Here is a 19830-nt window from a genome sequence, read left to right as displayed (position 1 = left end):
GGGTGTTGGCGCGCTGTCTCCCGCTCGACCTTCTCGGGGCGGTCCTCACGCTCGGCGCACTCTTTTCGGCTTGCCACCCGCCTACTGCGCCGACGCCGGGGCCGCCGCGCCCGGCCACCAGCGCTCCTCCACCCAGCGCGTCGGCGACCGCGGTGCCGTCGACGCCGCCGCTGTCCAAGGACCTGAAGACCGAGGACGAAAAGAACACCATCGAGGTGTTTCATCGCGTGGCGTCGAGCGCGGTGTTCGTCACGCAGAAGCAGGTCGTCGTCGACTGGCTGCAAGGCAAGGCCATGGAGGTACCCTCCGGCGCGGGCACGGGCTTCATCTGGGACGACAAGGGCCACGTCGTCACCAATTTCCACGTCGTTCAGGGGGCCCGCAGCCTGACCGTCACGCTGCAGAACCAGAAGGTCTACCCGGCAAAGGTGGTCGGGACGGAGCCGCGCAAGGACATAGCGGTGCTGAAGATCGACGCACCGAGCGACGCCCTGAGGCCCGTCGACCTGCCTCCCGCCGGCATGAAGCTGGAGGTCGGGCAAAAGGTCATCGCCATTGGCAACCCCTTCGGGCTCGACCACACCCTCACGACCGGCATCATCAGCGCGCTCGGTCGCTCCGTCGATGGTGTGGGAGGCGTGAGCATTCGCGACATGATCCAGACGGACGCCGCGATCAATCCCGGTAACTCCGGCGGCCCATTGCTCGACAGCCGTGGGCACCTGATCGGCATGAACACCATGATCTTCTCCAAGAGCGGGGCTTGGGCAGGCATCGGTTTTGCGGTGCCCGTCGAGACCGTCCGGCGCATCGTGCCGGAGCTCGTCAGCAAAGGCCGGGTCGACCAGGCCGGGTTCGGCATTCGAATCGACCCGCTGCAGCGCCTGGAGCGCCGCTTCCGCATCGCGGGCGTCGTGGTGTTGGAGGTGTTGCCCGGAACACCAGCGGAGAAGGCCGGCCTGCGCGCGCTGATACAAACGGAAGATGGCGTGACGCTCGGTGACGTGATCATCAAGGTCGCGGATCAGCGTGTGAAGACCTATGACGATCTGTACCAGGTGCTCGACGGGAAGAAGGCCGGCGAGAAGGTCAAGGTCACGGTTGCGCGTGGCAACGACGAGGTTGACCTGTTGCTCGAGCTGACCCTCGTACAGTGACTTGACGCGGCGGCAGCGCGGGGACAGTTACGCGCTCATGCCCATCTCTGACTCGGTTCTGGACGCAGTGGGCGGGACGCCCATGGTACGGCTCTCGCGCATTGGCCGTGATTTGCCGTGTGAGCTCCTGGGAAAGCTCGAGTTCATGAACCCCGGGGGCTCCGTCAAGGACCGCATCGGTGTGCGGATGCTGCTCGAGGCCGAGAAGGCCGGACGCATCAAGCCTGGCGACACCCTGATCGAGCCGACGAGCGGTAACACCGGCATCGGCCTGGCCATGGCGGCGGCGGTCAGGGGCTACCGCATGATCATCACGATGCCGGAGAAGATGAGTCGCGAGAAGCAGGTGGTGCTCGAGGCACTGGGCGCCGAGATCATCCGCACGCCCACCGAGGCGGCGTGGGACGCCCCGGACTCCCATATTGGGGTCGCCAAGCGCTTGAAGGAGGTGATCCCGAGCTCGCACATCCTCGATCAGTACGGCAACCCGGATAACCCGCTGGCGCACGAGCTGGGCACCGCGCGTGAGATCATCGATCAGTGTGGGGGCAAGCTCGACGCGGTGGTGCTCACTGCCGGCACCGGTGGAACCATCAGCGGCATCGCGAGAGCGGTGAAGCGCGAGGTACCCGGCTGTCAGGTGGTTGGGGTCGACCCCGAAGGTTCCATCTTGGCGGGCCCCGGCGAGATCCGAAGCTACAAGGTCGAAGGCATTGGTTACGACTTCATTCCCGACGTGCTCGACACCAAGTTGGTCGACCGCTGGGTCAAGAGCAACGACCGGGACAGCTTCCGGACCGCGCGACAGCTCATTCGCCAGGAGGGGCTGCTGGTGGGCGGGTCGAGCGGAGCCGCGGTCTGGGCCGCGATGCAAATAGCCAAGGACTTCGCCAAGGGCGCGCGGATCGTCACGTTGTTGCCGGACTCGATCCGGAACTACCTGTCCAAGTTCGTCGACGACGCCTGGATGCGACAGCACGGGTTCGTGGACCAGGACTGGGAGATGGGCGCAATCGGCGACGTCGTGCGTGCGCTGCCGCCCAAACAGGTCATCTGCATCGAGGACGACAAGACCCTGGCGGACGCCGTCGAGATGTTGAAGACCCACGGGATCAGCCAGTTGCCCTGCACCAGTCAGGGGACGCTCTCCGGTATCATCACCGAGACCGACGTGCTCGGGCTACTGGTCCAGGGCAAGGATCGCAGCACCCCAGTCGCGGAGGTCATGGTGCGCAAGATCTCGACCGTGGCGCCGCACGACGGCGCGGGCGCGCTGCCGCAGATCTTCGAGCGTGGTGAGGTCGCTCTGGTGGTCGACGCGGACCGGCGGGTTCAGGCGCTGCTCACCAAGATGGATCTCATCGACTACCTGGCGTCCCGCGCCAAGCTCGGACCGGCGCGTCCGAGCACCCGAGCCTGAAGCTCGGCAGGGTCGCCGCTCTCGCCAACGCTCGGGACGGAGGTCCCGGTTCACAGCATTGGCAATGGCTCCGGCCTTCGCCCGCGCGCTTTGTCGTGAGCGCGCGGCCGATGGTCTCAAGCTTCTGCTTCTGCGTCTTCCGCGGGTAGCGGCTGCGGGCCGGGAACGATGCCGGCAAGATCGGGGTCTTCACCCGGATCGACAGCAGGCTTCTGGTCCTCTTTCTCGCTCTTGCGTTGCTCGCGGCGCTCGGCCTTGTCGCGCTGACGCTCCTGTCGAGCCAGCTCTTTCTGTCGCTTCTTGACGCTAGGGTTACCTGCCATTTCCGTTCTCCGTTTGGTTCACTCGTCGGCGTCGGGGGCCGTACGGGACAGCCACGTTGCCTTTGCCACGACGTAGGCACGCCGCGCTAGAGTTTCGAGATCAGCCTCGGCGCTCCGCGACGCCGAGCGTGCACAGACGCTGACACGGGCCCGCGCCTCACTCATCGTGCCGGGCCAACCCCCGGCAATGGGTCGCCCTTCGTTTCTGAGCGCTTCCATCTTGGCTTGCGCCCAAGCTTGCCCGATGGCCTCCACCTCTCGGTCGAGCGCGGCGCGCAGCCGCGTTCTGGAAGCCATCGAGCTGCCGTTGCCCGCGGGCGGCGGCGCGACGCTAGCCGCACCGCCGCGATCGCGGAGCTCGGACATCAGGAGCGGCCCCAGCGTCCGCCACCGCCGCCACCGCCGCCACCCGTCTTGGGGCGACGCTCTTCGGCCTCGTTGACCTTCAGCGCGCGACCGTCGAGGTCGGCACCGTTGAGCTCGGAGATTGCGCGCTGGGCATCGTCCGGCGATCCCATCGTGACGAAGCCAAAACCACGCGAACGCCCGGTCTCGCGGTCGATGACCAGCTTGGCCTCGGTGACGGAGCCGATTTTCGCGAACACGTTCTGGAGCACGTCTTCGGTGGTGTGAAACGCCAGGTTGCCTACGTACAGTCGGTTGTTCATTTGCTTACTTCTCTCGAATCACGACTCTTGATGCGGGGATGTCGCATCCAGGCCGACACACCAGAGAGTCGCAGCCTGGCGAGCCGGAGGCAGCGAGTGCTGCCAACCCACAGGATCGCTGTCGGGGAATCGACTTTCCGCGATCTCGTGGGAGAGGCAGCCAGGCGGGGTCCGAAAACGCTGTGACGCGGCGGAACCTAGTGCCTAACCGCCTAACACGCAAGAAGAGGCGTAATTTCAGCCGAATCCGCCACCCTTGGGGCACGCCGCATCGGTCCAGGTCAGGTTGAAGGTCTGCTTTGAGCCAAGCGCACCCAACTCGAGTGTCACCTCGTTCGAGACCGGCGGATTCGCGCAGGCCTGGTCGAGCGGAAGGATCGAATAGACGATCAGTGACTCGCCGCAGTGCAAGCGGAGCGGCAGTTTGTACTCCGCGCCTGCATGCCCACCGATGGACAGCTTGTGGGAGAGCAGTGCGCAGTCCGGGGCGCCTTGTCCCGACACGCGCACGCGAAACGAGACCATCGGCAAGCCTTGGCCACCCCAGATCACATCGATCGGCGCCCCGTCCGCGAGCGGCACGAAGTCGGAGGCTGGGTCACCGTTCGCGATTTCGAGCGCCGCGCCCGCGATGGGGGTGGAGCTCGGCTCGGCGCAGCTCTCACCGAGCGGGGGCACACAGCTCGAGCCGCCACCGGCGCCGACACAGTTCGCGCCCCAGCGACCGGCGATACAGCTGAATTCGTAGGGGCTGGCGGGGTAGCTGCAGGTGTCCGAGACGTCGCAGTGGGCTCCGGTGTAGGGCGGAGTGCCCGGACACTCGCTGGCGACGTCCCAGCAGCCGGGCTGGCCGCCGCTCCCCCCTCCGCCAGTCGTGCCCTCGCCGGACGAGCACGACAGCATGCAGACGATGCTACCTGCCAGAAGAACGCGGAGCTCGGGGGCGCGACGTTTCAAACGCTGATCGCGTCCTTGCGGAAATCGCTGGACGCGATCTTCACGTTCACACAAGCCGGCACACCCGCGGCGAACGCCGCGTCGAGGGCCGGACCCAGGTCCTCGGTGCGCTCGACCCAGTACCCCTTGCCACCCAAGGCCTCGACCACCTTGTCGTAACGCGTGTAGTCGAGCTTGGTCGCGATGGCGCGCTCCTCGCCGTACATCATCACCTGGCCGCGTCGGATCTGTGTCCACGACGCGTCGTTGCCAATCACCGCCACCACCGGCAGTTTCTGCCGCGCCATGGCCTCGAACTCCATGCCGTTCAGGCCGAAAGAACCGTCGCCGTACATTATTACGGTGCGCGCGTCGGGGCGCGCGAGGGCGGCCGCCATCGCGTAACCGGGGCCAATGCCCAGAGTGCCGAGCGGGCCCGGGTCCATCCACAGCTGCGGCCACTCGAGCGGGATGACGTAGGCGGCGGTGGCAACGAAGTCGCCGCCATCACCGATCACGATGTCGCTCTTGCCGAGGCGCTTGCCAACCTCGTGGCAGACTCGCAACGGGTTCGGCGGGCTGCCGTCGCTCTCGATCTCCGCCTTCATCTTGCCGCGGCGCTTGGTCTCGGCCTCGCGCAGCGTCGAGAGCCACGCAGGCGCCTCTTTCGAGCCAATGCCGGTGAGCAGCTGCTGGAGCACGAGGCCGCTGTCGCCGTGGATGCCCACGTCGATCGAGCGGTTTCGCCCGAGCTCGGAGCCGTCCAGATCGACCTGGACGATCTTGGCTTTTTCGTTCCAGGTCCCCGGGCGCCCGTAGTCGACGCGGAAATCGAAGGGGGTGCCGAACACGAAGATGGCGTCGCTCTCCGCGAGCGCTTGTTTGCGCGAGCGGGTGAACAGGCACTCGTGAGCGAAGGGCAAGGCGCCGCGGGCCATGCCGTTCAGGAAGAACGGGGCTCGGACTTTGTCGGCGAAGCGCTGGACGATCTCGCGGTCCTTCGACCAACGCAGCTGGGCGCCAATGACGAAGCTGGGGCGCTCGGCCTGTTTCAAGATCGCGACCGCGCGCTCGATGCTCTCGGGATCACCGCTCGCTCGCGGCGGCGGCATCGGTCCGGTCAGCGGCTCCTCGTCCTCGTGCCAGTTCATCAAGAGGTCGAGGGGCATCTCCAGGTAGACCGGCCCGGGCAGGTTCGACTGCGCGATGCGGAACGCGCTGTCCATGTACTCCTTCACCCGCCGGATCTCCGGGACCTGCACGCTCCACTTCGAGATGGGGCGCATCAAGGTGACCGAGTCCATGTCCTGCAACGAGCCCATGTCGCACAGCGTCTTCGGCCCGGCGCCGCCGATGCAGATCAGCGGGACGCCCGCGCGCTGAGCGTTCGCCACCGCGGTCACGACGTCGGTGATGCCCGGGCCCGCCGTCACCAGACACACGCCGGGTTTGCCCGTCACGCGGGCGTAGCCGTCTGCGGCGTGCCCGGAGGTCTGCTCGTGACGGGTATCGACGACGCGGATGCCCTCGTCCAAGCAGCCATCGTAGATGGCCTGGATGTGTCCGCCGCAGAGCGTGAAGACGTGATCGATGCCGTGCTTCTTGAGCGCCTGGGCGACGAGGCGCCCGCCGTGGACCATGGTCATGAGCCCGGATTACACCGCTCGCGGGCTGCCGTCATGCGCGGGCGGCAGCGTCCGCCAAGAACGCGGAAATCTCCCGCGTCACGGCCTCCGGCTGCTCGATGCTGGAGGAGTGTCCCGCGCGTGGAATGACCACCAGCTTCGAGCCGGCGATGCCGCTCTGGATGCGCTCGGACTTGGGCGGGGGTGTCGCGACGTCCTCGTCACCCACCAGGATCAGCGTCGGGCAGCGGATCTGAGCGAGCTCCGGCTCGACGCTGTCGCGCTCGAGCACGCCGTTGACGGCACGCCAGAGCGACCTGGGCAGCTTGGACAGGTGGTCGCGCCATTGGCGACGGACGTCCGCCTTCGCGGGGTCTTCCAGGAAGGTCTTGCCGAACATGATCGGCAAGATGCGGTCCACCAGCAACGCCGACCCCAGAAAACGGGCCGTGAGGTTCATCGCGGTGAACTTGGGGATGTTCTCGGCGGGCTCCGGACCGGCGCTGGTATCGAGCAGCATCAACGTCTTCACCAGCTCTGGGCGGCGTGCCGCGAGGCGCAAGCCGACGAACCCACCCATGCTCAAGCCGATGAAGTGGACCTTGCCGAGCTCGAGTTTTTCGATCAGCTGCGCGGCGTCACCCGTGAGTGTGCCCATGTCGATGGAGCGCAGGTTGCTAGGGGCGCTCGCGCCTTGCCCGCGGTGGTCGTAGGCCACGCAGCGGTGTCTCCCGCGCAAGGCGGCAATCTGTGCCGCAAACAGCTCGCGGTTCATCAAGAGCCCGTGGCTGAACACCAGCGTGTCGCCAGCGGGAACGGGGCCGGTATCGAGGTAGCTGAGCTCGGTGTCGTCGAGCTTCAAGATGGGCATCGGGCGGAGGCATCGGCGATCCGGCGCGCGGCCGCAAGCCGCGGGCTGGCCCAGGCGCGCGCCCCTGGCCGTCAGCGGGCCCAATCGGAGAGATTCACAGGAAGACGGAAGGGCCGAGATTCAGAGGATTCAGAGGGGCAGAGTGATCGGTGCAAGGTCCGCTGAAATTCAAATCTCTCGTCTTCCGTCTTCCTGTGAAATTTCTGATTCCTCGATTTCGCCCCGCGCTGACCCCACCGGCGCGCACGCAGCCGTGGGGCTCATTCGGAGAGATTCACAGGAAGACGGAAGGGCCGAGATTCAGAGGGAGGCGTCTTGCTCTGCTCCGCTCCAATTCAAATCTCTCGTCTTCCGTCTTCCTGTGAAATTTCTGAATTCGGAGCGCGTCTCCAACGAGCGTGGTGCGCGCCGCGGAGACTGAGGCGAAGGCCCACCGACTCAGTGCACCGCGCCGACGAGCCACGCGTATGCAGGTACGAGCACTTCTTCCGGCGAAGCGCCGCCGGAGCGGGCCGCGCTGGTGCCGCCACCAACTGGATCCAGCGTGAAGCCGTGGTCGCCGAAGACCAGCACCAACGTGCGGGGCGGCAGCTTCAGGAGATGACCCGCCAGGGCCTCTGCGACCTCGTCCGCCAGGTCGTCCAGTCGCTCCGCCAGTGGTCCTCCGGGCACGCTGACCGCGCTCTCGACCAGATCGAGCTTGAGCACCTCGCGCTGCCCCGCACGCACCCGGCGCAGGGTGGCCGCCGCTCGCCCTCGCGCGACGGGGATCTCGCTGTCGGTCTGCTCGGTGAGCTCCTTCAGTCCCTGTGGACCGCGCCCGATCAGCTCGAGCTGCATCGCGGTCGTGGACGGCAGCGCCGACCAGAGCAGCAGTCGCTCGGTGAGCGCCGCGCGTTGACCGAGCAGCGGGCGCAGCCGCTCGTTGATGCGCATCCCCAGATCGAAACGCATGCCGTCGACCAGGATGAGCTGCGCCGAGCGCGCGCCATGCAGGCGGCCGATGCGCAGCGCTAGATCCGGTACATCGAGCACCATGGTGGGTCGCTTGCCGCGGACGCGCAGCGCGTCGAAGGCCTCGCTGTAGCTCTTCTCGAAGGCGCTCGCCCAGGCGTCGGCGACCGGCGCCGCTTCGGGCCCCGCAACTCCCCGAGCGAGGGCGTCGGTCAACGGCACGAAGGCGGAGACGAACGTGCGCTCGACCACCGCCAACGGTTTGGGTCCGCGCGTGCTCTCGAGCTCGTGAACCCAGCGACGCCACTCCACCGCGGCATTCGGGTCGAGGGGCGGGTTGGACTTCTTGGGCTGAGGAACCGGCGCCGGCTCGGCGACCTTGGCCGAGAGCACCTGCGTCTCGGGCTCCACACTCGTTGGCTCGGGCTCGATGGCCGCGCACTCAGCCTCGACGACTCCCGGTGCGGGTTCGCAGAAGGCGTCGACGGGCGGCGGGGTCAACACACTCGACTCTTCGTCCGAGGTCGCCTCCGGCTCGAGCACCTCGGCAAAGGCCGCAGCGAGCTCCCGCAGCGGGTCGGGTGCGTGCGTTGCCACGGGCGGCGCATGCGCCGACTGCTCGGTACTCACCACCTCGGGGGGCTCGTCCGTGACCACCGGCGGAGCGTCGGACGGTGTGTCGTCGTCCGCGAAGATGGCGGCCATCGCCTGCATCAAGGCGTCGGCGTCGTTGATCGGCTCACACGTCACCGGCGTCGGCGAGGGTGTGGGCTCGCGCTCCTCGCGCACCACGATCCGGGCGGCGATTTCCGCCACCGACGGCGGTAGCTCCGACAGCTCCATTGCCGCCGCGCTGTCGGCGACCTCGGGCGCAAGGTTGGGCGACTGACCCGAGCACGCCCGCGAGGGCGCGCTGCCGAGCAGCGACGCGAGGGAGACGGGCTCGTCGTAGACGCCGATCGATCGATCACTCGTGGCCAGATAGAGGTGGATGGGGCGTTCCCTCGCCGCGGCGACCCACCAGCGCAGCACTGCGCTGTCCTCGGCGTCGATCGAGCCCGCGAGGTTGGCGATGCCCTCGAGCGTGTGCAGAGAAATCGCGAGCCCACGGCTGCCCACCAGGCGCGCGCGGTACAGCTGGTCGCTGAGGGAAGCATCCAGATCGCTCGATGCCCCCACGCCGGGTGGCGGTGCCCCGCGGCGCTCCAGCTGTTCCTCGACCGCCGACTCGATCAAGAGGGCCAGGCGGCCCCGCAGCGCCGGTCGCGGAGGCTCGATGGGAACTAGCAAGAGGCCCACGGTGGTGGCACCGGCTTCGAGCTCGGCGCGCTCCGCGCCGTCGACGAAGCGCACCTCGCCTCGGTCGACGCTCGGCTGGTCATTGGTCACGGTCGCCCACGTCATGGGGCAGGCATGACCCATCCGCCGGTGTTCGGCCCAGTTTCCGGCGCGGACCTGTCCGGGCGCGCCGGAAGTCAAGCGAGTTCAGGCAGGAATTTGAAGAATTTCCCCGGAAAAACTGCAGGATCAGCGGTTGACGGAGTGCGTGCCGAGAAATACCCTGAGTCGAGGTTCCCTCTGCCGAGCACGAGAGGAGCGCAGTAACGAACTCCTGACAAGCATACGAACCCGGAACACGAATTCTCGGGTGGAGTGCAAGCCCGGACCTTTTCACCGGGAAGCCAGAAATCCAGACGAGTGTCCCACCTAGCGCTTTGCTAGGGGTTCGGGCTACGCAACCAAACTCACGTCTCAAGCGGTAAGGAACCCATGAACGGGCCGGCGGAAACGCTGGCCCGTTCGCCTTTTCCCAGCCCTTCCGTCCGGCCGAGGGCTCGACTAGCGTCGGACGCGATGACTTCCAGAGTCGGGCGGGCGTCCCTCGCCCTCACGCTCGGTCTCTCCCTCCTCGGCGCGGCCGGGGTTGCGGAGGCCGCCAAGGTCAAAGGCAAGGTCGTGGGTTTCCGCGGCCTCGTGAACCCAGTGTGGGACGAAGCGCGCGATCCCAAGAAACGCGGCTACTCGTTCCGCGAGATCGTGCCGACGGTGCGGCCCGAATTTCGTCACCTGTTCCCGCACATCCCCAAGGAGCTCTGCATCGTCGCGCTCGCCGAGAGCAAGCAAGCGCCGCAGAAGACCGCGATCTTGATCCGGGTCGGAGGTGGGCGCACCACTCCGGTGACGATCGTGGTGCCGGCGGGCCAACAGCTCCAGTTTCACAACACCGACCCGTTCAAACACCGCCTCTTCGGCGTCGGTGTCTCGACGTTCCTGCCGGGTGACACGATCAAGGGCGCGCGGCGCGATTGGACGGCCTCCGCGCCCGGCTCGTACGAGATCCGCGACGAGGCGGCGCCCAGCCTGCGCATGTGGGTCATCGCGGAGCCCAACGTCGCGGGCATCGCTTACCCGAACCTGAAGGGGGAGTTCGCTCTGCCCGTCACCGCCGACGGCAAATACACCGTGCAGGCCTACTTTGCCGGCAAGAAGGTCGGGCCCGCAGTCCCCGTCGAGGTGAAGGGTGGCGACATCGACCTGAAAGAGGCGCTCAAGGTCGCCGAGGAAAAGAAGCCCGAGAAGAAGACCGACGACAAAGACAAAGACAAAGAAGCCAAGGACAAGGGCAAGTAATGCTGCTGTCTCGTTTCTGGTACGTCGTGATCGGGCTCTTGCTCGGTGTAGCGGCGTTCGTGCTGTTTCTCGCCGCCGGCATGTACAACCGCGTCGGAGCCCGGGCCATGGGCGAGGCGCTGAGCGCGGACGCGCAGGTCGTCTCCTGGTACCTCGGCAACGATGCGCGCCAGCGGTCGGCCCAGCTGATCACCTTTGCGCTCGAGCCGGATATCGGGAAATACCTGCAGAAATCCGGGGATTCAGACGGCAAGGTACCGGACGAAGCCCGGGACAAAGTCGGCGCCGCGCTGCGCGCCGTCAACGCGAAGATCCCGCCCGAGTTCGCCTTCGACGCCGTGTTTGCGGTGGATCAACACGGGCGTGTCGTGGCCCACGTCGGCTACGAACAGGCCGCGGGCATGGAGGACTTCGAGCTCGGCGGTTACCCGGTGGTTGCCGACGCGCTGCACGGCTACATCCGCGACGACACCCTGGTCCTCGATCGCATCTACCGCATCGTGACCCGACCCGTGGAGGTCGACGCCAACTCGATGCCGGCTGGCGCCATCGTCGGCGCGCGCATCATCGACGACAAGTTCGCCCGCGAGCTGTCGAGCCGCACCGGTGCGGCGGTGGCTTTTTACACCAGGGGCCAGCGGGTGGCGGCTGGCGCGCCCGAGGGTTTCGACAAGGCGCAGCTCGATCAGATCGTCAGTGATCTGACCAACATCGAGAGCGACGAGGACTACAACGAGAAAGGGCGCAGCGGCATCCGCACTCTCGGTGGCATGGGCCTGGGTGTGCAGTACACCCGGCTGCCCGGCGAGGCGTGGGAGCTGGGGGCGGGTTACGCCGTCGGCCGATTGCCCGCTCGTGTCAACGGCCCGCTCGGGTTCTTCAAGCAGGCCGACGACAAGGACAAGAAGGAAGTGCCCATTCCGCTCGTCGCCGGCATCGTGCTCGGCGCCATGGGCCTTGGGCTGATCTTTTCGCTGTTCGAGCACTCGCGGCCGCTCGGCATCTTTCGGCGTGAAGCGGTGAAGCTCGCAAAGGGTGAGGTGGACCAGCTGGCACCCAGTAAGTTCCGCGGCATCTACCGCAAGATCGCCGCCGACGTGAACGACGGTATCGACAAGGTCGCAGCCAAAGGTGGCGTCCCGCGGCGCGCGGCGGATTTGCAGCAGGTCCTCGGCGATCTGCCGGCGGAGCCTCAGATGAGCGCGTTCTCGTTCCCCGGCGACAGCGTCCAGAGCTCGAACCCCGTGAGCGTTGAACCCGAGCAGGTGCTGCCCTCTCAGGCCTCGCAGCCGCGTCTGCCGAAACCGCCGCCGCGGCCGGGTGGGCCTCCGCCCAGGCCCGCAGCGGCCGCCCCGGCCTCGAACCCAGCTGCGCTCGAGTCGACGATGCCGTCGAACATCGAGATCGCCGCCGCGGCCGGCGGCAGCGAGGCCGCCGAGTGGCGGGGTGTCTACCAGCAGTTCGTCGAGCTGAAGCAGCAGTGCGGCGAGAACATCGAAGGTTTCACCTACGAGAAGTTCGAGCAGACCCTGAAGAAGAACCGCGACGCTCTGGTTCAGAGGCACGGTGCTGCGCGCGTGAACTTCAGCGTCTACGTCAAGGACGGCAAGGCCGCGTTGAAGGCGAGCCCGATCAAGGCATGACCGGGCGTGCGCTGCGGGCCGCTCGGCGGGGCATCCAGGTCACGAGTGCGTGTCTGGCGTTCTTCGTCGCGAAGTCTGCCAGCGCGACCGATGCGCAGGACTTTCCGGATACGGGCACCGAGCCGCTGGGGCGCGGTGGGGCTTGGGTTGCGCGCGCGACCAACCCGCTCGCGACCTTCCAGAACCCGGCCGGCCTGGCGGGGCAGCGCACGGGAGTGCTCGGCAACGTGCACCTGGTCTTCAACAAGGTTTGTTTCGAACGCAAGGGCGACGGCTCGAAGCTCGATGTTCCGAATGGTCTCGACTACCCGAAGGTGTGCAACAGCAACAAGGGCACCCCGACACCCTTGCCGGCGCTGGCCGGAGTGTTTCGCGCCAGCGACAGCTTGGGGATCGGTCTCTCGGTTGCCCCGCCGAACCTGTACGGCCCGCTGAAGTTCCCCGAGACCGTAGAGGTGACCAACAGCTTCGGCGCCAAGCAGAACGTGCCGTCTCCTGGGCGTTACATGCTGCTCGAGCAGAGCGGACTCGCGCTCAACACCACACTCGGCGCCGGCATGGAGGTGATGCCGGGTCTGCGCATTGGCGCCGGTTTCGTCTGGGGTTTTGCCAACTACAAACTCGCGAACGCGAACATGAGCCTGACGCCCGTGCGTCAGCCGGACGGAAGCTGGCGCGATCCGGTGACCTCCGACGTGCGAGCCGAGCTGTCGGTGGCGGACTGGTTCATTCCGGGTGCGACCTTCGGTGCGCTCTACTCGCCCACGCGCGCGCTGGATGTCGGGCTGAACGTGCTCGTGCAAGACGCCTTCGATGCCCATGGCGATCTGACGACGAAGGCGAACTACTGGACCAACAACGGGACGTCCGACAGCCCGGTGGTCTCGGATTCGGCTGATGTCGAGAAGGGGCTCGGCCACTTCCGCATCGCGAACCCGATGGAGGCGCGCATCGGGGCACGCTTTCACATGCCGCGAGGCTCGGCCAAGACGCCGAGCTTGGTGCGGGATCCCCTCGTCGACGATCTGTTCGACGTCGAGCTCGACGTCTCGTACACGCGCAACAGCGCCTACGACCGGGCGATGCTGCGCTTCCCGGCGAAACCCGTGGTGCCCGTGAAGGGCACGCCGGGACAGGTCCCCCAGAACAACGACGTCACCTTCAAGGTGAAGAGGGACAGCGTCGGGCTCCGGCTCGGCGGCGACTACGTAGTCCTGCCAGGGCAGCTGGCGGTGCGGGCCGGTGGCTTCTGGGAGCCCGACGTTCACAACGACGACTACGCAAACGTCGCGCTCTTGGCGAGCCAGCGCATTGGCCTCGCGGCGGGCGCAACCTATCGAGTCGCGTTCGTCGACGTCGAGGTGGGGTACATGCACGTCTTCGTCACGGACGTCGACAACGGTGGCAACGGCAAGCTCTTGGTCGTGAGCGGAGATGCCGCGGGCACTCCGCCGTTTCGGTCCCCGTATCCCATCAACGGCGGGCACTTTTCTCAGAGTGCCAACGTGCTGTCCGTGGGTGCGACTGCGCGGTTCTGAGCTCGTCGGTGCGGCGCGCTCTCTTTCGGTCGGCGCCCATGGCGCCGCGCTTCCCGGTGCAACGAACGTGAAGGCATCCAAGCACGACTACCTGTGGACCTGCCGCGCGGGGTTCGAGAACGATCTCGCGGAAGAGCTCGGGGGCGGTCGTGTGCTCGGACCGGCGCTAGCGCGGGGCAAGCCGCCCGCGGAGAAACACCCCACCTTTGGCCGCCAGGGCCTGCCGATCTTCGCCGAGACAGCAGCCACGGCCGCGGCGTGCTTGCCGGTAGTGCAACACCTCCTGACGGATGCGCCGGGCGCGTTCGGTCTGCATCTCTGGGTTCCTGACACCGACAGCGGCAATCAGCTCACGGGCCTCGCCGAGGCCATCGGGCGAGAGCTACGCGCGGGGCTCGGGTCCGTCGCGGCGAGCGAGCGTCGAGCCGATCAGCTCGCACCCGGCGAACCCTTGGTGCAGCTCGCGGTGCTCGACCGTGAGCGGGTGTGCATTGGTGCGCTGCCGGTGAGTGAGGCCGCGTCGACGTGGCCGGGCGGGCGTGCACGCATGAAGCTGCCGCCGGGTGCGCCGTCGCGAGCTTCGGCCAAGCTGCTCGAGGCGCTGCTCTGGACAGGGATCGGACCTGGCCCCGGGGAGGTGTGTGTGGATCTTGGCGCGGCGCCCGGCGGCTGGACGTTCGTACTGCTCGCTCGCAAGACGCGAGTGATCGCTGTCGATCGGGCGCAGATGGCGCCGAACATCGCGAAGGATCGACGCCTGAAATACGTGGCGGGTAACGCCTTCGAGTACCGCCCGGACGAGCCGGTGGACTGGTTGTTCTGCGACATGGTGCACAAACCGGCGGAGGTCGCCAAGCTGCTCGCGCGCTGGGGTCGTGAAGGCATGGCGCGGCTTCTGGTGTCGAACCTCAAGCTGCCGATGAAAAAGCGGGTGGCGGCGGTCGCCGAGGCCTGCCGCATCGTGCAGGGCGGGGGTTGGAAGGACCTGAAGACGCGGCAGCTCTATCACGACCGGGATGAAATCACGCTGTTTGCCCACGCCTGAAGCGAGATGGCGCTGCGTGGAACTCGAGCCGGTCGGGTGTGTCCGTAGGCGCATGAGTCTCTCCGCGCGGTCCGCGTCGCTTGCAGCGCTCGCAGCTCTGGCGGGCGTCCCCGGATGTCACCGCGCCAAGGACACCGAGCAGGTGGCGCCGCCGGACGAAGACCCGCCGATCCACCTGCATCCCCACCCCGAGATCCCGCCGGACGAGCTGCAGGTGTCGCCCGCGGACGCCCCGGATGCGCTGCCGGGGCGGGAAGTGTCGGCGAAGCTCGAGGGCTGTAACGACCAAGCCGAGCCACCGCCCGAACCCTCTGCAGTGCCGCGCATTGCCTCGGGGCCGCCGGTCACCAACTACATTCCGCCGATGGTGATCATGAAACCCATCCGCGCACGGGCTCGTTGTTTTCGACTCTGCTACGAGCGCGGTCTCGGGCGCACACCGGACCTGCGCGGTCGTGTCGTGATCCACTTCGTGGTCGACCTCGACGGCTGGGTGAGGAAGGCGAAGGTCAAAGATAGTGAGCTCACCGACCCCGCGGTGGCCGAGTGTGTGGCTCGGGAGTTCGTGGGACTTCAATACCCGGCGCCGGAGGGGGGGAAGATCAGTGTGGTGTATCCGCTGCTGTTCGAGCCGGCGGACGCTGGGATGTGAGGGCTCGACGGTCGCGGGCGTGGCCGGAGCAGCGGTGGCTCGGGGTACGGGATGTCGGCGCCGTACTCGCGGCAATTTCCGCGCATCCACGCGAACCGAACCCGCGCGGACGGCGGCGGGCTTGGGGCCGGGCCGTTGGTTTGCTAGGACCAACACCCCATGAGCGAACCGCGTCTGCACAATGTCCTGATCATCGGCTCCGGTCCGGCCGGCCTCACTGCCGCCATCTACGCGGCGCGGGCCAACCTGAAACCGTTCTGTGTCGAGGGCTTCAACGCCGGAGGGCTCATCCCCGGGGGGCAGCTCATGTTCACGACCGACGTCGAGAACTACCCGGGCTTCCCGACCGGGGTCACCGGTCAGGAGATGATGGCGAAGTTCCGCGAACAAGCCGAGCACCAGGGCACCGAGATCGTCACGGTCGACGTGCAGAAGGTCGATTTCTCCGCGCGCCCGTTCAAGGTCTGGGTGGGCGAAGACGAGAACGAGCTGCACCTGGCCAAGACAGTCATCATCGCGACCGGCGCCCGCGCAAACTACATCGGCCTCCCGAACGAAGAGAAGCTGAAGAACAAGGGCGTCAGCGCCTGCGCGGTGTGCGACGGCGCACTGTTTCGCAACCAGGACGTCGCCGTCGTTGGCGGAGGCGACACTGCGATGGAGGAGGCAAGTTACCTGGCGGGGCTGTGCAAGAGTGTGACCTTGATCCACCGTCGCGACGAGTTCCGCGCGTCGAAGGCCATGCAGAATCGCGTCGCCGAAAACCCGAAGATCAAGATCCTCTACAGCCACGTGGTCGAGGACGTGCTCGACGTGTCCCAGGACAAGGTGACGGGACTGAAGGTCAAAGACCTGAAGAGCGGCGATGTCCGGAGCGTCGACGTTGGAGCCTTGTTCGTGGCCATCGGGCACACGCCGATGACCGAGCTCTTCAAAGGCCAGCTGGCGCTGCACGATAATGGTTACCTGAAGGTCGAGCCGGGCAGCACCCGCACCACTGTGCCCGGGGTTTTTGCCTCCGGCGACTGCGCCGACTGGGTCTATCGGCAGGCCGTGACCGCGGCCGGCACGGGTTGCATGGCGGCGCTCGATGCCGAGCGCTGGTTGCAGGCCAACGGCCACTGACGGAGGAGCTTGACCGAGCTCGACGACGACCCTGCGGAAGAGCTCCGGGCACTCACCCGGGCGCTTCGCGCGCACGCGGAGTGGCAGAGCATCACCGGCGCCGCGGGGCTCGAGCCGGCGAGCGCCGAGCTTGCCCAGAGCCGACGCGGTGCGAGCGACGACGCGCCGAACGACGACCCCGTAGCTCAGCTCGAATCTTCGCCTCGACGTGCGCGGCCTGATGAGCGCCCGAGTGCAGAGCGCGCGGCGTCAGCTAGCGACCACCCCACACACCGCGGCGAACCGAAGTCGGCGTCCCGGACCGCCGAGGTTACCTCTCGGACCTTGCCCAGCCCGGCGGTGACCGATCCCGTGGAGCGCCAGCGTCAGCTCGACGTCATTCAGGTCGAGGTTCGTGCGTGTGTGGCCTGCCCGCTCCACTCGACCCGAACGCAGACGGTGTTCTCCCGTGGTAGCGGCGGCTCGGGGCTGATGTTCGTGGGCGAAGGTCCGGGCGCCGACGAGGACGAACAGGGGCTGCCGTTCGTGGGCAAGGCGGGCCAGCTGCTCGACAAGATGATCGAGGCGATGGGTTTCTCGTGCGACGAGGTCTACGTCGCGAACATCGTGAAGTGCCGACCGCCGAACAACCGTAAACCCGAGCCCAGCGAGATGGCGGCGTGTCTGCCGTTTCTGGAGCGCCAGATGGCGGTCTTGAATCCCGAGGTGATCGTTGCGCTCGGCGCGACCGCGGTGCAGGGCCTGCTCGGTACCACCGAGGGCATCACGCGGCTGCGCGGCAAGTGGAAGCTCTACAAAGGGAAGACCGCGCTGATGCCGACCTTCCACCCGGCGTACCTGCTCCGAACACCGAGCGCCAAGCGCGAGGTGTGGACTGATCTTCAGGCGGTGCTCCGGCAGATGGGTCGTTCTTTGCCGCCGAAGCGTGCCTGACGAGAGGGCAGGGCATGCTGTCTTGGTTGGAGCGTCTGCCTGGCAAAACGTTGGCTCGCCTCGTGCGCGCATTCTTGCTGCTGGTTGGCATCGCGCCGCTAGCCACTCCGGTCGTCGCCGATGTGCCGGTGCTCGGGCGCGTGGCTCGGCTGTTCGAGACATGGTTCGAGTTCCAGTGTCATCGGGAGATCGGTCGTTCCTTCGCCATCTTCGGCCACACGATGCCGGTGTGTACCCGCTGTTTCGGCATCTATCTGGGGCTCGGCCTCGGCGCGCTCGTCTTGCGCCCGCGCCTCGACGTGTGGCCACTGCGGATCTGGGTGGGCGTCGCGGCGCTCGCGATGATCCTCGACGTCGTGACCGAGAATCTGGCCATGCGCCCGCCGTCGGATTGGGTGCGCTTCATCACCGGTGCGCTCTTGGCGTACCCGGTCGGAGCTGCGCTGGTGCACGCCGCGGAAGGTGAGCCGGTTCCTGCGGCGTCAGCCGGACAGCCGGAGGACGCGTGACTCTGCCACGACACCCGACGACTGCCCGTCAGTCGTAGTCGGTGCGAAATGTGGTCGCGTCGACCAGCACCGGGCGCGCGTCGCTTGCTAGCGGATCCGCGAGGCCGATGCACCAGAGATCGATGGCGCTGCCGTCAGCACGGACCCTCAAGCGCAAGAAGTGTTTGAAGCCGGGGTGGTCCAGCGCGGTGAAGGCCTGGGTGTGCTCGTAGCCGAGCCGAGTGAGCAGCGCGAGATAACAACCGAACACAAATGCCCCGCCGAAGCTCGACAGGAGCAAGCTCCCGCCGACCAACAACGCGCGCGATTGCGGCAGCGCGACCAGCTCGCGTAGCTCGCGCATCAAGGGAAAGGCGCCAAAGGGGAGCAGGGCCGTGACTGACGCCGCGAGGAAAGCCAGCCCGAGCACTCGCGGGCCGTGCTGACGGAGCCCGCCGATGAGGCTGTAGATCAGCGTGCCGACCAGCGCCACGGCGAGCGGTCCGGCGAGGTGTGAACCGACCCACTTGAAGGTTGCCATGCCCAGGCCGAACGCCGGGGCAAACAGCGCCAGCATGACCCAGTGCGGCAGGAACCCGGAGCGTCCGACGGCGACCTTCCAGGGCACCTGCCTCAAGAGCGCGGCGCTCTGCCGTGCGTCAGGCCACTCGACGTCAGGGCGTTTTCGCCCACGGCTCGTGCTCGGCGCAGGATGCAGAAAAGCGCCGCCGCCGCCGGCGATGACGTGCAGCGCCTTCCCGCGCGTGAAGCGCTCGTAGTGATGCACGTCCCCCGAGAGCAAGAACGCCGGGCGTGCCTCGGTGTCGAGTCCCAGCGCTCGGATCATCGCGGTGCCGGTGCGGCTCGGGGAGCCAAAGTGATAGACCGGGTCGGGCATCGCGACCCAGGGCGTGACCTCGGGATGATTCGCGAGCCAGCCCGTCAAGAAACGCGTCTGCCGCCCGTCGAGATCCCGGAGTTGGCGGTCTACACCCACGAGGTGCACACTCTCCGTGAGCGGCAGCACGAAAAAACTCGCGCCCTGGATCGCCGTGTAGCCTCTGAGCACGAGCGATTTTGGCTTCTCGACCCGACCGCCGCGAAAGAACTGTTTCGCCCACTCTGCGTAGTGCTCCAGCATCTGCTTCGAGACGCCGAGAATACTGGGGCGCGCGTCGTCCTCGTCGTCGTGGCGCCGGAACAGCCGCGCGAAACCGTCGAGCCCGTCGTACCAGTCGTGGTTTCCTGGGATGCCGAGGAGGACGCGAGGTTTGTCGTCGTCCACCTTCTCGAGTACCTGATTGAACGGGACCAACACCCGGTTGGCGATCTCGGTCGCGGTGGCGACCGGATAGGCAGTATCGCCACCGAAGAGCAGTACGTCGCCGCGGGGGCTGTCGAGGTACTCCCCCGGTCGGTCGGGATCCGGCAGCTCGTAGGTGGAAAACACGAGCTCGGCTACCTTGCGGCTGACGCTGACGTCGTCCCCGGTGTCGGCAATGAAGTCGATCCACACGTCGCGGCCGAGGGTGGTCGCGAGCGGCGCCGCATCGGGTCTGGCTCCGAGGGCGGTGGCAGCGCGTTCCGCCAGGGTGTACGGCGGGTCCGCGGTCATCCAGTCGCGCGAATCGATGTCTTCGGTGGCGATCGCGCTCGCAACGAAATGGCGCAAATGCCCCCAGAACGAGCGCACGCCAAACCACACCACGCCGCGGGGGTGTTCGTGCCCGCGTACGAAGCGTGTGAGCGGAGCGCGGGCCTCGAACGGCTCGGGGCGAGGCGAGCGTGTCATCGCGTGGTGTCCAGTCGCGCGGCGCGCGC

The 19830-nt window shown here is 67.2% G+C and carries 18 protein-coding genes; 10 read left to right on the top strand and 8 right to left on the bottom strand.

Annotated elements, in window-relative coordinates; translation table 11 throughout:
* The first annotated feature begins 2 nt into the window (after positions 1-2).
* The gene (locus IPI67_25390; protein ID MBK7583513.1) at positions 3-1157 is read left to right on the top strand and encodes a trypsin-like peptidase domain-containing protein; all 1155 of its coding nucleotides are present in this window, start codon (positions 3-5) and stop codon (positions 1155-1157) included.
* Between the two features lie 37 nt (positions 1158-1194).
* Positions 1195-2577: a cystathionine beta-synthase gene (locus IPI67_25385; protein ID MBK7583512.1), complete on the top strand. Its 1383-nt coding sequence runs from the start codon at positions 1195-1197 to the stop codon at positions 2575-2577.
* Positions 2578-2693: 116 nt separating this feature from the next.
* Here IPI67_25385 and IPI67_25380 read toward each other — a convergent pair whose 3' ends face one another.
* From IPI67_25380 to IPI67_25350, 7 genes are all read right to left on the bottom strand, one after another.
* The gene (locus IPI67_25380) at positions 2694-2900 is read right to left on the bottom strand and encodes a hypothetical protein (protein ID MBK7583511.1); all 207 of its coding nucleotides are present in this window, start codon (positions 2898-2900) and stop codon (positions 2694-2696) included.
* An 18-nt stretch (positions 2901-2918) separates the two neighbouring features.
* The gene (locus IPI67_25375; protein ID MBK7583510.1) at positions 2919-3266 is read right to left on the bottom strand and encodes a hypothetical protein; all 348 of its coding nucleotides are present in this window, start codon (positions 3264-3266) and stop codon (positions 2919-2921) included.
* Positions 3266-3568, bottom strand: a complete 303-nt coding sequence (locus IPI67_25370; protein MBK7583509.1) for an RNA-binding protein — start codon at positions 3566-3568, stop codon at positions 3266-3268. Before IPI67_25370 ends, IPI67_25375 begins: the two co-directional genes overlap by 1 nt.
* Before the next feature lie 237 nt (positions 3569-3805).
* Positions 3806-4471, bottom strand: coding sequence for a hypothetical protein (locus IPI67_25365; GenBank protein ID MBK7583508.1), 666 nt, complete (start codon positions 4469-4471; stop codon positions 3806-3808).
* 50 nt (positions 4472-4521) lie between these two features.
* Positions 4522-6150 (bottom strand): acetolactate synthase, encoded by a 1629-nt coding sequence (locus IPI67_25360; GenBank protein MBK7583507.1) that lies wholly within the window; start codon positions 6148-6150, stop codon positions 4522-4524.
* A 31-nt stretch (positions 6151-6181) separates the two neighbouring features.
* Complete coding sequence (locus IPI67_25355) at positions 6182-7000, bottom strand: alpha/beta fold hydrolase (GenBank protein MBK7583506.1); 819 nt, start codon at positions 6998-7000, stop codon at positions 6182-6184.
* Positions 7001-7438: 438 nt separating this feature from the next.
* The gene (locus IPI67_25350) at positions 7439-9358 is read right to left on the bottom strand and encodes a hypothetical protein (protein MBK7583505.1); all 1920 of its coding nucleotides are present in this window, start codon (positions 9356-9358) and stop codon (positions 7439-7441) included.
* Between the two features lie 450 nt (positions 9359-9808).
* Here IPI67_25350 and IPI67_25345 point away from each other — a divergent pair, with 450 nt between their 5' ends.
* The 8 genes from IPI67_25345 (at position 9809) to IPI67_25310 (ending at position 18030) form a co-directional block, all read left to right on the top strand.
* The gene (locus tag IPI67_25345; protein MBK7583504.1) at positions 9809-10585 is read left to right on the top strand and encodes a hypothetical protein; all 777 of its coding nucleotides are present in this window, start codon (positions 9809-9811) and stop codon (positions 10583-10585) included.
* Positions 10585-12228, top strand: coding sequence for a hypothetical protein (locus IPI67_25340; GenBank protein ID MBK7583503.1), 1644 nt, complete (start codon positions 10585-10587; stop codon positions 12226-12228). Before IPI67_25345 ends, IPI67_25340 begins: the two co-directional genes overlap by 1 nt.
* On the top strand, positions 12225-13766 hold the full coding sequence (locus IPI67_25335; protein ID MBK7583502.1) for an outer membrane protein transport protein: 1542 nt from the start codon (positions 12225-12227) through the stop codon (positions 13764-13766). The genes IPI67_25340 and IPI67_25335 overlap by 4 nt, the downstream gene beginning before the upstream one ends.
* A gap of 67 nt (positions 13767-13833) precedes the next feature.
* On the top strand, positions 13834-14811 hold the full coding sequence (gene rlmM, locus IPI67_25330) for a 23S rRNA (cytidine(2498)-2'-O)-methyltransferase RlmM (protein MBK7583501.1): 978 nt from the start codon (positions 13834-13836) through the stop codon (positions 14809-14811).
* 52 nt (positions 14812-14863) lie between these two features.
* Positions 14864-15463: an AgmX/PglI C-terminal domain-containing protein gene (locus IPI67_25325; GenBank protein ID MBK7583500.1), complete on the top strand. Its 600-nt coding sequence runs from the start codon at positions 14864-14866 to the stop codon at positions 15461-15463.
* A 159-nt stretch (positions 15464-15622) separates the two neighbouring features.
* Complete coding sequence (trxB, locus tag IPI67_25320) at positions 15623-16588, top strand: thioredoxin-disulfide reductase (GenBank protein ID MBK7583499.1); 966 nt, start codon at positions 15623-15625, stop codon at positions 16586-16588.
* 324 nt (positions 16589-16912) lie between these two features.
* Positions 16913-17521 carry a uracil-DNA glycosylase gene (locus tag IPI67_25315; GenBank protein ID MBK7583498.1) on the top strand — a complete coding sequence of 203 codons (609 nt, stop codon included), beginning with the start codon at positions 16913-16915 and terminating at the stop codon, positions 17519-17521.
* Positions 17522-17535: 14 nt separating this feature from the next.
* On the top strand, positions 17536-18030 hold the full coding sequence (locus IPI67_25310) for a DUF2085 domain-containing protein (GenBank protein MBK7583497.1): 495 nt from the start codon (positions 17536-17538) through the stop codon (positions 18028-18030).
* A gap of 28 nt (positions 18031-18058) precedes the next feature.
* Here IPI67_25310 and IPI67_25305 read toward each other — a convergent pair whose 3' ends face one another.
* Complete coding sequence (locus tag IPI67_25305) at positions 18059-19801, bottom strand: hypothetical protein (GenBank protein MBK7583496.1); 1743 nt, start codon at positions 19799-19801, stop codon at positions 18059-18061.
* Positions 19802-19830 lie beyond the last annotated feature (29 nt).

Source organism: Myxococcales bacterium, from assembly GCA_016706225.1.
Lineage (GTDB): Bacteria > Myxococcota_A > Polyangia > Polyangiales > Polyangiaceae > JADJKB01.
This window is presented reverse-complemented; position numbering and strand designations above follow the sequence as displayed.